The sequence below is a fragment of the uncultured Oceanisphaera sp. genome (assembly GCF_947495715.1).
GTDB classification, from domain to species: domain Bacteria; phylum Pseudomonadota; class Gammaproteobacteria; order Enterobacterales; family Aeromonadaceae; genus Oceanimonas; species Oceanimonas sediminis.
Map to the genome: position 1 here is coordinate 32,355 of NZ_CANLZU010000006.1, position 14,929 is coordinate 47,283.

Sequence of the window (14,929 nt, forward strand, 5' to 3'; positions counted from 1 at the left end):
GTGTGACAGAACCAAGTGCAGTAATTCATGAAACCGCCATCGTCCATCCGGACGCCAAAATAGGCAAGGGGGTCGAAATCGGCCCCTGGACCCTGATTGGCCCGGAAGTGGAAATCGGCGACGACTGCTGGATAGGCCCCCATGTGGTGATCAAGGGGCCCACCCGTATCGGCCAGCGTAATCGCATCTTTCAGTTTTGCTCCATCGGAGAAGACTGCCAGGACAAGAAATACGCCGGCGAGCGTACCGTGCTGGAAATCGGCGACGATAACGTGATTCGCGAGTCCTGCACTTTTCATCGGGGTACTTCTCAGGATGAAAGCCTGACCCGGGTCGGCAGCCGTAACCTGTTCATGGTAAACGTGCACGTGGCGCACGACTGCCGCATCGGTGACGATTGCATCTTCGCCAACAACGCCACTCTGGCGGGCCATGTGCACATCGGCTCTCACGTGATTTTCGGCGGTCATGCCGCCATTCACCAGTTTGGCCGGGTTGGCAGCCACGCCTTTATCGCCGGCTGCGCCGCGCTTAACAAGGACGTGCCGCCCTATGTCATGGCCGCCGGTCTCTACGCCAAGCCCTTTGGCGTCAACTCCGAAGGCCTGCGCCGCCGGGGCTTTTCCCCCGAGGGTATTTCGGCCATCAAGAAAGCCTACAAGATCATCTTCAGAAGCGGAAAAACCGTGGACGAAGTGATTCCCGAGCTGGAAGCGCTGAACCAGCAGCAGCCGGAAGTGGGCATCATGATCGAGTTTCTCAAGCAAAACGAGCGCGGTATCATTCGTGCCTGAGGCTAGGCCCCTGCGTATCGGTATCGTCGCCGGCGAAGTGTCCGGCGACACCCTGGGTGCCGGCCTGATTCGCGAGCTGCGGGCGCGCCATCCGAATGCGGTGTTCGAAGGCATTGCCGGCCCCCAGATGGTGGCCGAGGGCTGTACCGCCCTGTTCGAGATGGATGAGCTGGCGGTGATGGGGCTGGTCGAGGTGTTGGGCCGACTGCCGCGCATTCTGACCATTCGCAAGCAGATCATCCGCCACTTCATCGAGAATCCGCCCGACGTGTTCGTGGGCATCGACGCCCCGGACTTCAACATCGGTGTCGAACTTAAATTACGCAAGAGTGGCATTGCCACCCTGCATTACGTCAGCCCCTCGGTATGGGCCTGGCGGCAAAACCGAATTCACAAGATCAAGGCCGCCACCGACATGGTGCTGGCCTTTCTGCCGTTTGAAAAAGCTTTCTACGACCGCTTCGATGCCCCTTGTCGCTTCATCGGTCATACCCTGGCCGATCAAATGCCGCTGGTGCCCGACACTCAGGGCGCCCGTGAGCGGTTAGGGCTAAAGCCCGATGGCCGTTACCTGGCGCTGTTGCCCGGCAGCCGCCATGCGGAAGTGACCCTGCTCAGCCCCGTGTATCTGGAAGCCTGTAAACAGCTCAAGGTGCGCCACCCCGAGCTGGAATTTGTGGTGCCATTGGTCAGTGCCAAACGGCGCGAAGAGTTTATGGCCATCAAGCTGCAGGTGGCGCCCCATCTCGATATCACCCTGATCGAAGGCCGGGGGCGGGAAGTGATGACCGCCGCGGATGTGATTCTGCTGGCCTCCGGCACCGCCACCCTGGAGGCCATGCTGGCCAAGAAGCCGATGGTGGTGGGCTACAAGTTCAAGCCGCTCAGTTACTGGCTGGCCAACAAGCTGGTGAACACGGCCTATGCCTCGCTGCCCAACCTACTGGCGGATCAAATGCTGGTGAGCGAGCTTATTCAGCACGATTGTACCCCCAGCCATATCGTGGACGAAGTGGGCAAGCTGCTGGATAACGACACCAGCGGGCTGGTAGCGCAATTTACCCAACTGCATAAAAAAATCCGCTGCAACGCCGACGAGCAGGCGGCACTGGCGGTGCTGGAACTGGCCAATAGAATATGACAGACATTGTTTATCCCCAGGGCGTGCTGGTGGCGGGCGTCGATGAAGTGGGCCGCGGCCCGCTGGTCGGTGATGTGGTCACCGCCGCGGTGATCCTGGACCCTAATAATCCCATTCCCGGCCTCAATGATTCCAAGAAACTGAGCGAGAAAAAACGCGAGTTACTGGCGCCGCTTATTCGCGAACGCGCCCTGGCCTGGGCCATCGGTCGCTGCTCCCCGGCCGAAATCGATGAGCTGAATATTCTGCAGGCCACCATGCTGGCCATGAGCCGGGCCGTTGCGGCACTCGCCGTGCAACCCGGCTTCGTGTTTATCGACGGTAATCGCTGCCCCAGCCTGCCGATGCCATCTCAGCCGGTGGTCAAGGGCGACAGCCGGGTGGCCGAAATCAGTGCCGCCTCCATTCTGGCCAAGGTGGCGCGGGATCAGGAGATGATCGCGCTGGATGCCCTGCACCCCCAGTACGGCTTTGCCCGCCACAAAGGCTATCCGACCAGGGATCACCTGGCGGCGTTGGCCGAGCATGGCGTGCTGCCGGAATACCGTTGCAGCTTCAAGCCGGTGGCGGCGCTGCTGGCCTCGGCGTCCGAGGCGGCAGGCAAATGAGTACCTCCTTCGTTCATCTGCGTATTCACTCGGACTTTTCCATGGTGGATGGGGTGGCCAAGATAGGCCCCATCAACAAGCGTGCGAGCGAGCTGGGCTATCCGGCGCTGGCGCTGACCGATCAGATGAACCTCTGCGGCCTGGTCCGCTTTTACGGCGATGCGCACCGCAAGGGGCTCAAGCCCATCGTCGGCACCGACATCTGGGTACAGAGCGACGAGCTGGGCGAGCAGCTGTTTCGCCTCACCCTGCTGGCGATGGATAATACCGGCTACCAGAGTATTACCCGCATCATTTCCAAGGCCTACGAGCGCGGTCACGTACAGCACAGGCCGCTGGTGGACAAGGCCTGGCTGGCGGAGTTCAGCGAAGGCATTATCGTGCTGTCCGGCGGACGCGAAGGCGATGTGGGCATCGGTCTGCTCAAGGGCAACGAGGTGTTGGTCAGCCAGTGCCTCGGTTTTTACCGGCAGCACTTTCCGGATCGTTATTATCTGGAGCTGCAGCGTACCGAGCGACCGGACGAAGAAAGCTACCTGCACATGGCGGTGGCGGTGGCCGAGCGCGGCGGCCTGCCGGTGGTGGCCACCAACGAGGTGGTGTTTCTCGATAAAAGCGACTTTGACGCCCATGAGATCCGGGTGGCCATTCACGACGGTTACACCCTGGACGACAAGCGCCGCCCCCGGCGTTACAGCCCGGAACAGTACCTGAAAAGCCCGGCCGAGATGGCCGAGCTGTTTGCCGACATTCCCGAGGCGCTGGAAAACAGCGTGGAGATCGCCAAGCGCTGTAACGTGACGGTGCGGCTGGGTGAGTACTTTTTGCCGGACTTTCCTACCGGCGACATGAGCATCGAAGACTTTCTGGTCAAATGCTCGCAAGACGGGCTGGAAGAGCGACTGGCGTTTCTGTTTCCCGATCCGGCCGTGCGCGCTGAAAAACGGGGCGAGTACGACGAGCGCCTGAAGATTGAGCTGGAAGTGATCAACCAGATGGGCTTTCCCGGTTACTTCCTGATCGTGATGGAGTTTATCCAGTGGTCCAAGGATAACGGTATTCCGGTCGGCCCCGGCCGGGGCTCGGGCGCCGGATCCCTGGTGGCCTATGCGCTCAAGATCACCGACCTGGACCCGCTCGAATTCGATCTGCTGTTCGAACGCTTCCTGAACCCGGAGCGGGTGTCGATGCCCGACTTCGATATCGACTTCTGCATGGACCGCCGTGACGAGGTGATCGACCACGTGGCCGAGCTATACGGCCGGGATGCGGTAAGCCAGATCATCACCTTCGGTACCATGGCCGCCAAGGCGGTGGTACGCGACGTGGGTCGGGTGCTGGGGCATCCTTACGGGTTTGTCGACCGTATCTCCAAGCTGATACCGCCGGATCCGGGCATGACCCTGGCCAAGGCCTTCGAGGTCGAGCCCAAGCTGCCCGAAATGTACGATCAGGACGAAGAGGTCAAGGCGCTGATCGACATGGCGCGGGCGCTGGAAGGGGTGACCCGTAACGCCGGCAAGCACGCCGGGGGCGTGGTCATCGCGCCCACCCGCATCACCGATTTCTCGCCGCTCTATTGTGACGAACACGGCCGCAACCCGGTGACCCAGTTCGACAAGAACGATGTGGAAGAAGCGGGCTTGGTGAAGTTCGACTTCCTCGGCCTGCGCACCCTGACCATCATCGACTGGGCCCTGGGCATGATTAACCCCAGGCTGGCGAAAGAAGGCAAGCCGCCGGTCGATATTGCCGCCATTCCCATGACGGATCAGGCTTCGTTCAAGGTACTGAAGCGGTTCGAGACCACGGCGGTGTTCCAGCTCGAATCCCGCGGCATGAAGGATCTGATCAAGCGGCTGCAGCCCGACTCGTTCGAAGACATGATCGCCCTGGTGGCCTTGTTCCGGCCCGGGCCGCTGCAGTCGGGCATGGTGGACAACTTCATTGACCGTAAGCACGGTCGCGAGGCGGTGTCCTACCCGGATGCCACCTGGCAACACGAGTCGCTCAAACCCATTCTGGAGCCCACCTACGGCATCATTCTCTATCAAGAGCAGGTGATGCAAATCGCCCAGGTGCTGGCGGGCTATTCGCTCGGCGGCGCGGATCTGTTGCGCCGGGCCATGGGCAAGAAAAAGCCGGAAGAAATGGCCAAGCAGCGTGCCGGTTTCGAGGCCGGGGCGACAGAAAACGGTATCGATGGCGAACTGGCGATCAAGATCTTCGATCTGGTGGAAAAGTTTGCCGGCTACGGCTTCAACAAATCCCACTCCGCCGCCTACGCCCTGGTGTCGTACCAGACCCTGTGGCTGAAAACCCACTACCCGGCCGAGTTTATGGCGGCGGTGATGACCGCCGACATGGACAACACCGACAAGGTGGTGACCCTGGTCGACGAATGTCAGCGCATGGGGCTGAATTTGCTGCCGCCGGACGTCAATTCCGGCCGTTATCGCTTCACCGTCAACGAAGACGGCCATATCGTCTACGGCATCGGCGCCATCAAGGGCGTGGGTGAGGCACCGATAGACTCGATTCTGGCGGCGAGAGAGCAGGGCGGCCCCTTCCGGGATCTGTTCGACTTCTGCAACCGGGTCGATCTGAAAAAGCTGAACAAAAGGGTGATGGAAAAGCTGATCCTGTCCGGCGCCATGGACCGACTCGGCCCGCATAGGGCCTCGCTGATGGCGACCCTGACCGAGGCGATGAAGGCGGCGGAACAGCATGCCAGGGCCGAGTCGTTGGGTCAGAGCGACATGTTCGGCGTGCTGGTGGAAGAAGCGCACATAGAGCATGCCTTCGTGGATGTGCCGGCCTGGCCCGACAACGTCTGGCTGGACGGCGAACGGGACACCCTGGGGTTGTATCTGACCGGGCACCCGATCAACCAGTATGCGAAAGAGCTGCGCCATTACACCACGGGGCGGCTGATAGAATTGCAGGCCACCAGCCGCGATAAAACCACCACCGCCGCCGGCCTGGTGATTGCCGCCCGGGTGATGACCACCAAGCGGGGCAACCGCATGGGCATACTCACCCTGGATGACAGATCCGGCCGCCTGGACGTGACCCTGTTCTCGGAAGCACTGGAACGCTATGAGTCTTTGCTGGAAAAGGATAAAATCCTGGTCATCAGCGGACAGGTCAGCTTTGATGACTTCTCCGGCGGCCTTAAAATGTCGGCACGAGAAGTGCTTGATATCAGTGACGCCCGCGAGCGCTTTGCTCGTGGTTTGGCGTTGAACATCGATAAAAGTCAGGTAGATCAGGACTTTTTTACCCAATTGCTGGACATACTCACCCCCGTGCGGGCGGGAGTCTGTCCTGTTCGAGTGACCTATTGCCGACCAGGAGCGCGGGCGCAGCTGACTCTGGGCACCGAGTGGCGGGTAACCCCCACCGACCAGATGCTGGCGTCGTTAAAGCAGTTGCTGGGTCAGGATAAAGTCGAACTAATTTTTGAATAGAAGGTATCTTTGATGAGCCACCATTTCCTGGATTTTGAACAACCGATTGCCGAGCTGCAGGCCCAGATTGAAGAACTTCGCCATGTCAGTGAAGGCGAAATGGAGATCGACCTGGGTGAAGATATCAAGCGTCTTGAAATCAAGCGCGACGAGCTCACCAAAAAGGTCTTCAACAACCTGGGCCCCTGGCAGATCTCCCAGCTGGCCCGCCATCCGCGTCGCCCCTACACCCTCGATTATCTCGAGATGATGTTTGGCGAGTTCGACGAGCTGGCCGGTGACCGCGCCTATGCGGATGACAAGGCCATTGTCGGTGGCGTTGCCCGCTTCGAAGGTCGCCCCGTGATGGTGATTGGCCAGCAGAAAGGCCGTGAAACCAAAGAGAAGATCAAGCGCAACTTCGGTATGCCGCGCCCCGAGGGTTACCGCAAGGCGCTGCGGCTGATGGAAATGGCCGAGCGTTTCAAGATGCCGATCCTGACCTTTATCGACACCCCCGGCGCCTACCCGGGTGTGGGTGCCGAAGAGCGTGGCCAGTCTGAAGCCATTGCCCGTAACCTGAAAGTCATGGCCGGTCTCAAGACCCCCATCATCTGTACCGTGATTGGTGAAGGCGGCTCCGGCGGCGCCCTGGCCATTGGCGTGGGCGACCGGGTTAACATGCTGCAGTATTCCACCTATTCGGTGATCTCGCCCGAAGGTTGCGCCTCCATTCTGTGGAAGAGCGCCGACAAGGCCTCATTGGCCGCCGAAGCCATGGGCATTACCGCAAGCCGTATACACGAGCTGAAGCTGATTGACAACGTGGTGGAAGAGCCGATGGGCGGTGCGCACAGCAATCCGTTGCTGATGGCCGAAAACCTGAAAGCGCGGCTGATTACCGATCTGAACGATCTGGAGCAGCTGGATACCGACACCCTGCTGGAACAGCGCTACCAGCGTTTGATGAACTACGGTTACTGCTGATTCTGTTGTGAGGGGTGAGGGGCAAGGCGTCTCACTCCTCACCCCTCACCCCTCACCCCTCACCCCTCACCCCTAACATCTCACTCCTCACATTTTTTAGCTGTTTGTTTTTTAAACCGGCTATGGCAGGATCTGTCGCTTCTCAATTGGGTACCATTGTTACGCCTCACATCATAAAGGCCAACCACACGGATGAACGCGCTATTTAACCGCTTACGCCAGCATGACGGATGGCGAATTTTCGGGATTGCCATGCTGCTGATGTGCTGCCCGCCACTGTGGGCCGCTCAGGCGCCGCTGGCGCATTTTTATCAGGATCACTGGTCTACCCGCGACGGGTTGCCGCACAACTCCATCAATGCCATGGCGCAGACGGAAGAAGGTTACCTCTGGTTTGCCTCCTGGGAAGGGGTGTCCCGCTACAACGGGCAGACGTTTCGCGTTTTTAGCCGCGGCGAAGAAACCGGCCTGCCCGACTCGGGAATACGCAGCCTGGTCAGTGATGGTAAAGGGCTCTTGGTCGCCGGGGCGCGAGGCGGGCTCAGCCGTTATCAACATCAAGGCTGGGCGCCACAGCCCGATGCGCCGGCGATGATCAATCACGTTTTGCGTGACCGCAACGACCGACTCTGGCTGGCCACTCAGGACGACGGCATTTATGTGCGTGACGGCGAACTGACCGTGGCCCATTACGACGAGGAGGACGGCCTGCCCGGTGCCGGGGTATATCGATTGCTGCAGGATGATAGCGGCCGAATCTGGGCCGGTACCAGTCATGGCCTGGTATGGATTGACCAGGGGCAGATACATTCGGTTGACCAAGTGCCGGCGGTGCCGGTGCTGGCCTTGCTGCGCGATAACCGCGGGCGGGTGCTGATAGGCTCGGAGCGAGGCATGTATGTGGCCGAGCCGGTGACCGAATCTTCTGGCAAACAACCAGAGGTTCGCACTCTGTATCCGAAGCTGGCCGGGGAGTCCATCAGCAGCCTGCTGCAGGATGATGCCGGTGACCTGTGGCTGGGCACCATAGATCGAGGCCTTATCCGCATCAGCCGCTTTGGCATAGAACGCATGGGGCTGGCCGAGGGGTTACCGGATCAGCGGGTGGTGTCGTTGCTGCAGGATGCCGAGCACAGCATCTGGGTCGGCACCAATGGCGGCCTGATGCGGCTGCGCGATGCTCCCTTCAGCAGTTATACCGAGCAGGATGGTCTGGTGGGTGACTATGTGCGTACCGTGCTGGCGCACAGCGATGGTTCCTTATGGGTGGGTACCAGTAATGGTCTGGGCCATATTCGGGAGCAACAGATCGGCACTCTGCCATTGACCATGCCCGGTGGACTTGCCCCCTCGGTACTGAGCCTGGCGGAAGGGAGGACCGGTGAGCTGTGGGTCGGCACCTACACTCATGGCCTGTTACGGCTGATGAATGGCAACATGATTGCGCGTTACGAGCGGGAGCAGGGGCTGGCGGCCAACGAAGTGCGAGCGGTATTGCCGGCCGGCGACGGTCGCCTCTGGGTGGGAACGTCGGAAGGGCTCAGTCTCTTTGATAATGGGTATTTTCGGACCTTTACCCAGCAGGACGGGCTGCCGGGCTCTTTTGTGATGAACTTGTTTGAAGCGAGCAACGGCGATATCTGGGTGGGGACCGGTGTTGGCGCGGCCATAGTGCGACAGGGCCGTATCATACCCGTGTATCTGAACAGCCAGGACAATGCCGAATATGCCTTTGGTTTTTATCAGGATCCCGAGGACGATCGTTATGTGTGGCTGACGACCGACCGGGGGCTGCTGCGTTACCGCTATGCGGATGGCAGCCTGGCATCGGTGGGGAAAAAGCACGGCCTGCCTATCGAAAAAATGTTTCAGCCGGTGGTGGACCACCTGGGTGGCATGTGGCTGACCACCAATCGGGGCGTGATCCGGATCAGTCTGGCACAGGCGCACCTGGTGGCCGATGGAACGCGCTCAAAGATTGACTTCGAACTCTTTGGCGAGGGAGACGGCATGGTCAGCAGTCAGGCCAACGGTGGCTCCGGCCCGGCGGCCACACTGGCGAAGGATGGCAGCGTGTGGATAGCCACGGCGCGAGGGGTGGCCCGAACCCAGCCACGGCGCCTGGTTGAATTTTCCGATAATGATCTGCCGGTGGTACTGGAGTCACTGGAAGTCAATGGAGAAGCCGTTGCCATTAGCGATTTGCTCTCGCTGGCACCGGGCAGTAATCGGCTGTTGCTGCATTTTGCGGGGCTGGGGTTTGTGATGCCGGAGCGCATTCAGTACCGTACCCTGCTGCAAGGTTTTGATCAGGACTGGGTCGAGCGTGGTCGGCAAAACCTGGCCGAATATACCAATTTACCGCCGGGAGACTATGTGTTTCGGGTGACGGCAGCTTATCCCTACGGTGACTGGAGCGAACAGGAAGCGAGCCTGACGCTGACCATAGCGCCTTTTGTGTGGCAGCGGCCGCTGTTCTGGGTCGGGATTGGCAGCCTGGCGTTGCTGGGGCTGTGGCTGCTGATGCGACTGCGGGTACGGCTGTTGAAATCCCGAGCCGTTGAGCTGCAACGGCAGGTGGCCGAAAAAACCGATGAGCTGAGGCGTCAGGCCCTGGCGTTTGAACGTCAGGCGCGGGAAGACAAACTGACCGGCCTGCCCAATCGCCGTGCCTTTGATGAGGCGCTATTCGACGCACTGGCTCGCGCCAGAAGAAGCGGGCAGCCGTTAAGCCTGGTGATCGTCGATATCGACCACTTCAAGCGGGTGAACGATACCTGGTCGCATGCGGTCGGTGATGAGGCGATTAAACTGATTGCCGACACCCTTCGGCAACAGTTGCGCGTGACCGATACGCCGGCGCGCTGGGGAGGAGAAGAATTCACCCTGCTATTGCCCGATACCGATGCCGCCGATGCGTTTACACTGTGCGAACGGGTGCGTCTGGCCATTGCCGAGTGCGACTGCCGGCATATCGCGCCGGGGTTGAGCCTGACCGTGAGCATGGGGCTGGTACAGGCCGATCTCTTTGCGGAAGAAAGTCTGCTGTTTCAGGCAGACAAGGCGCTGTATCAGGCCAAAAATCAGGGCCGAAACCAGGTGGTGGTGTTTCAACATAAAAGCATAAAAGGGGTCGGAGTCAATTAACCCTTAATTGACTCCGACCCCTTTTTCCTTTCTGATATTGCCATTGTGAATGTACTTATCGGGATCAACATGAAAAAAACACTGATAGCCGCGCTACTGGCCGGCCTGGGTCTGAGTGGTTGTGCGTCCGGCGATAGCGGTGCTCTGCTCGGCGCCGGGCTGACGGCACTACAGGGATTTACCCTGAGCAAGAGTCAGCTGCAGGCCGAGGCCAGCCTGTCCGCCAAACAGATGGATGAAGAAAACCGGCTGGCTCCGGCCGGCAATGCCTACAGCCAGCGACTGGCCAGGTTGACCCGTGGCCTGACCAGTATCGACGGCACGCCGCTGAATTTTCAGGTCTATCTGGCCGACGAAATCAACGCCTTTGCCATGCCCGACGGCACGGTGCGGGTGTATTCCGGCCTGATGGACGTGATGAAAGATGACGAACTGATGGCGGTGATTGGTCACGAAATTGGTCATATCAAGTTTGATCATTCGCTGAACCAGTACAAAAACGCCTATCTGACCAGCGCCGCGCGTCAGGCGGCAGCGGCCGCTGGTGGCACCGTAGGCGCGCTGGCGGCCTCCCAGTATGGCGATATCGGCACCAAGTTCCTCAGCGCCCAGTTCTCCCAGAAAGACGAGCTCGAGTCTGATGCCTATGGCGTAGAAGTGCTGTGCCAGCTGAAGATGGATCCTTACGCCGCCATGCGCGCGCAACAAGTACTGATGAAGCATGCCGGTAGCGGCGGCGGCCTTTTCTCCAGCCATCCGTCCACCGCCAAGCGTATCGAACTGGCCCGGGAAGCGGCGGCAAACTCCAGCTGTCGGTAACAGCGTGAGGGGTGAGGTGTGAGGGGAAAAGGGTGAGGAGAAAGGCGTGAGGAGTGAGGGGTAAAACGTGAGGAGTGAGGGGTAAAACACTCGCCGGTTTGCACCCTCCCCTTGACTTCGTCGTTGGCAGAACCGTGGCGGGGTGCAAGGCAAGGGGAGGGCTGGGGAGGGGTTACTGCAGAGTATTTGCATGTTGCGCCGGTTCGATGCCTTGGCCGAAATGACACCCCCTCCCAACTTCCCCCTGGCGAGAACCCGCGGTTAAGCCTGCATCCCCGCAGTCAGGGGGAGGGGCAGATCGGCGCCGAGCTTCAAACTGGGCGCCGGTTTGCTCCCTCCCCTTGACTTAGAATTTGCAGAACGCCAGCGGGGTGCAACGCAAGGGGAGGGTTGGGGAGGGGTTACTGCACCGCACTTTCAGCTTATTCTCTATTTACCGTTTTCTTCAGAGCCTGATCATGAACTTGTACACCGAGTTTTGCCGACATACCGCCGACCTGACACCCGACACCGGCCTGCTGGTGGCCTTTAGCGGTGGGCTGGACTCAACGGTGCTGCTGGCGCTGGCCGCACGCCAGGCCCGGGAGCAGGGCAGAGCGGTGCGGGCGCTGCACATTGCCCACGGTCTGCAGGCGGCGGCAGAAGACTGGCCGGCCCACTGTGTGCAGGTGGCCGCGTCATTCGGCATTCCCTGTCAAACCATCAGGGTGCAGGTGGCGCTGGGGCCCAGAGTCAGCCTGGAAGCGGCGGCGCGTGAGGCCCGTTATAAAGCGCTGGCCGAGGCCATGCAGCCCGGCGAGATCCTGCTGACCGGCCATCACCTGGACGATCAGGCCGAAACCCTGCTGCTGGCGCTGAAGCGGGGTGCCGGCGTGGCGGGGCTGTCGGCCATGCCTATGCGCAAGTCGTTTGGCCCGGGCCAACAATGGCGGCCTCTGCTGGCCTGTTCTCGGCAACAGCTGGAAACCTTTGCGCGTGAGCAAGGCTTGAGCTGGGTGGAAGATCCCAGCAACGCCGATGATGATTTTGACCGCAACTTCTTGCGCAACCGCATTCTGCCACCCTTGCTGCAGCAATGGCCTTCCTTCAACCGTACTCTGGCCCGTAGCGCCGAGCTGTGCGCCGAGCAGGTGGAGCTGGCGCTGGAGCTGGCCGAGCAGGATCTGCCCGGGCTGCTGAACCCGGCCGGTGGCCTGTCGATTACCGGTCTGCAGTCATTGAGTCGTGCCCGGCGAAATAACGTGCTGCGCCACTGGCTGCAGCGGCATCATATTCACAGCAGCCGCAGTCAGCTGCAGGCGATCTGGCAGGAGCTGGCGCTGGCCCGGCCCGATGCCGATCCGGAAGTTCGCCTTGGTCAACACAGCATTCGTCGTTATCAGGGAAGTCTCTACCTGCCGAACGAGCAAGCACAGTCCCTGCCGCTGGTCAGCCTGAATGCCGGCGAATGGTTGCATTGTGGCGTAGGCCGGCTGCGACTCAGTCCGGTGACAGAGGGCGCGGACCTCATCGCCGGGCTGGAGCCGGAGCAATTGCACATCGCCTTTCAGCTGCCGGGCCTGCGTGCTCGCCCGGCGGGCCGCTCCGGCTCTCGACCGCTGAAAAAACTGTTGCAGGAATACGGCATTCCGCCCTGGCAACGTCCCAATATACCGTTGCTGATGCAGGGCAGTGAACTGGTCGCCGCGATCGGCCTGTTCGTGTGCCAGGCCTATACACCGGATCCCGAGCAACCTGGTTGGAAGCTGGAGTGGCAGGCGGAGTGAAAATGTATGGGGCGTATATTTAATCGTTCAGGACAGAAGGCATTTAGACGTAGCTTGCGACGAGAACCTACCGCGCCCGAACAAAGGCTCTGGTGTCGCCTGAGGGCCGGGCAGCTTGGCATCAAATTTCGTCGTCAGCATGGTATCGGCTCTTATATCGCGGATTTTTACTGCGCCCGGTTGAAGCTGGTAATAGAAATAGACGGTGACAGCCACTTTGCTGACGTTGATGCCCTCAGGCACGATCGGCAACGTGATGATTATTTTTACTCGCTGAATATCCGGGTGTTACGCTTTACCAATCGAGAGGTGATGACCAACATCGATGGCGTATTGGCGGTGATCCTCTCACATATCCGCGATATACCATGATCTGCACCAGTTACTCCCTCCCCTTGACTTCAAATTTGCAGAACGCCAGCGCGGTGCAACGCAAGGGGAGGGTTGGTGAGGGGTTTCTGCAGAATATTCACATGTTCCTCAGGTTCGATGCCTGAAGCGAAGCAACACCCCCACCCTTCCTCCCCCTGGCGAGAAGCCGCCACCGGTTTGCTCCCTCCCCCTTAACTTCAAATTTGCAGAACGCCAGCGGGGTGCAACGCAAGGGGAGGGTTGGGGAGGGGTTACTGCAGAATGTTTACATGTTCCGCTGGTTCGATGCCTGAAGCGAAGTAACACCCCCTCCCAGCCTCCCCCTGGAGAGAAGCCGCCGCCGAGCCTGCATTCCCGCAGTCAGGGGGAGGGGCAGTCTGGCGACGACTTTCAAGCACGGCACGGGCTTGCTCCCTCCCCTTGACTTCGAATTTGCAGAACGGCAGCGGGGTGCAATGCCAGGGGAGGGGTTACTGAACTCACCCGGTCTTTTTCAATCTCGGCTCTACCGCCAGAAAATGGCAGATCTCTTCCAGCCGGGGCAGGGTGTCCTGATAGCCGAGCTCTATCAGCTCGCGGCAATAATCCTGCTCGAACAGCAGAAAGCTGGCCAGACCGGTGGCGTCACCGGCGTCGACGCCAAACAACCGCAGCAGGGCGCGAATATTGAACGGCAGCTTGTGAAAGTGCTTGTGGGTCAGATCGTCCAGGTTAAGGCTGGGTTTCAGCACCAGATTGTCGATATGGCGCAGCGACAGTTGCGCCCGCTTGCGCTCCGGCACCAGCCGTATGGTGCTGTTGATACGCTGCAGTCGTTCAATATCCGAGGTGAGTGCGTCGGTGAATACGGTATCAAGTAAATGACCGGCAATGTCCGAGCTGCTGGGATCGCTGGGCAGGGTACCGGAGTCGGTTTCGTCCGGTGCCAGGCTGATGATCAGAATGCGGTTGGCGCCCAGATGAATAGCCGGGCTCAGCGGATTGAGCTGGTGAATGGAGCCGTCGCCATAGTGGTGGTTTTGTAGTTGACTGGGCTGAAAGATAAAGGGCAGGGCGCTGCTGGCCAACAGGTGCGGTGGTGTAATAATGGCCGAGCGACCGGAACGGCCGGCCCGGGCCCAGGGCTGATGATAGGGCCGGCCCTGAAAAAAGGTGGTGGAGTCGCCGGTATTGTAGTTGGAGGCGGTGACGGCCAGCACTTCCAGCGCGCCGTAGAGCAGGTTGTTGTCGATGCGCTGAAAGTCGATCAGCTTTTCCAGCAAGCGCTCCAGCGGGCTGTTGTCGAACAGCGGCAGGGCCATCTGGGTGGGGCGGCCCAGCAGTCCGGAAACCAGGCTTTTCAGGGAGTGGCGAACGATTCTGCCAACCTGCAACCGCAATACGTCTTCGGTATGCAAATGGCGCCAAACGTATTCCAGCTTGCGCACCCCAAGATGAAAACAGGAGGCGTAGCAGGCGAGGGCAGTGGCGTTGATGGCACCGGCCGAGGTGCCGCACAGAATGGGGAAGGGAATGGGCTGGCCACGGGGATAACACTCGGAAATGGCCTTGAGCACGCCCACCTGATAGGCCGCCCGGGCGCCACCGCCGGTCAATACCATGGCGCAGGCGTTGCTTTCTTCTTGCTCCATAAATACCTCTCCCTTTTTGCTCAGTATAAGTGGCCGGTTTCCGGGCAGGAAGGGAAGTCACAGAGAAGTGTGAGATGAGAGGCGCCGGTTTGCTCCCTCCCCTTAGCCTCGAATTTGGCTGGATGACGACGGGGTGCAACGCAAGGGGAGGGTTGGGGAGGGGTTACTGCAGAATGTTCACATGTTCCACAGGCCTGATGTCTTGGTCGAAGTGA

At 60.1% G+C, this 14,929-nt stretch carries 10 protein-coding genes; 9 read left to right on the forward strand and 1 reads right to left on the reverse strand.

Features of this window, described 5'->3' with window-relative positions:
- Positions 1-2: 2 nt before the first annotated feature.
- From lpxA to Q0753_RS05290, 9 genes are all read left to right on the forward strand, one after another.
- The gene (lpxA, locus tag Q0753_RS05250; protein ID WP_298718207.1) at positions 3-794 is read left to right on the forward strand and encodes an acyl-ACP--UDP-N-acetylglucosamine O-acyltransferase; all 792 of its coding nucleotides are present in this window, start codon (positions 3-5) and stop codon (positions 792-794) included.
- Entirely contained in the window at positions 787-1,935 is a 1,149-nt protein-coding gene (gene lpxB / locus Q0753_RS05255; protein ID WP_298718208.1) for a lipid-A-disaccharide synthase, read from the forward strand. The genes lpxA and lpxB overlap by 8 nt, the downstream gene beginning before the upstream one ends.
- On the forward strand, positions 1,932-2,543 hold the full coding sequence (rnhB, locus tag Q0753_RS05260) for a ribonuclease HII (protein ID WP_298718210.1): 612 nt from the start codon (positions 1,932-1,934) through the stop codon (positions 2,541-2,543). Before lpxB ends, rnhB begins: the two co-directional genes overlap by 4 nt.
- A complete protein-coding gene (gene dnaE / locus Q0753_RS05265; RefSeq protein ID WP_298718211.1) occupies positions 2,540-6,013 on the forward strand; it encodes a DNA polymerase III subunit alpha in 3,474 nt (1,157 codons plus the stop codon). The genes rnhB and dnaE overlap by 4 nt, the downstream gene beginning before the upstream one ends.
- Before the next feature lie 12 nt (positions 6,014-6,025).
- Positions 6,026-6,979, forward strand: coding sequence for an acetyl-CoA carboxylase carboxyl transferase subunit alpha (gene accA / locus Q0753_RS05270; RefSeq protein ID WP_298718213.1), 954 nt, complete (start codon positions 6,026-6,028; stop codon positions 6,977-6,979).
- Between the two features lie 192 nt (positions 6,980-7,171).
- A complete protein-coding gene (locus tag Q0753_RS05275) occupies positions 7,172-10,126 on the forward strand; it encodes a ligand-binding sensor domain-containing diguanylate cyclase (RefSeq protein ID WP_298718215.1) in 2,955 nt (984 codons plus the stop codon).
- A 69-nt stretch (positions 10,127-10,195) separates the two neighbouring features.
- A complete protein-coding gene (locus tag Q0753_RS05280; protein WP_298718217.1) occupies positions 10,196-10,945 on the forward strand; it encodes a M48 family metalloprotease in 750 nt (249 codons plus the stop codon).
- 458 nt (positions 10,946-11,403) lie between these two features.
- Positions 11,404-12,711 carry a tRNA lysidine(34) synthetase TilS gene (tilS, locus tag Q0753_RS05285; RefSeq protein ID WP_298718219.1) on the forward strand — a complete coding sequence of 436 codons (1,308 nt, stop codon included), beginning with the start codon at positions 11,404-11,406 and terminating at the stop codon, positions 12,709-12,711.
- 6 nt (positions 12,712-12,717) lie between these two features.
- Positions 12,718-13,083: an endonuclease domain-containing protein gene (locus tag Q0753_RS05290; RefSeq protein ID WP_298718221.1), complete on the forward strand. Its 366-nt coding sequence runs from the start codon at positions 12,718-12,720 to the stop codon at positions 13,081-13,083.
- A 479-nt stretch (positions 13,084-13,562) separates the two neighbouring features.
- Here Q0753_RS05290 and Q0753_RS05295 read toward each other — a convergent pair whose 3' ends face one another.
- The gene (locus Q0753_RS05295; protein ID WP_298718222.1) at positions 13,563-14,714 is read right to left on the reverse strand and encodes a patatin-like phospholipase family protein; all 1,152 of its coding nucleotides are present in this window, start codon (positions 14,712-14,714) and stop codon (positions 13,563-13,565) included.
- Positions 14,715-14,929 lie beyond the last annotated feature (215 nt).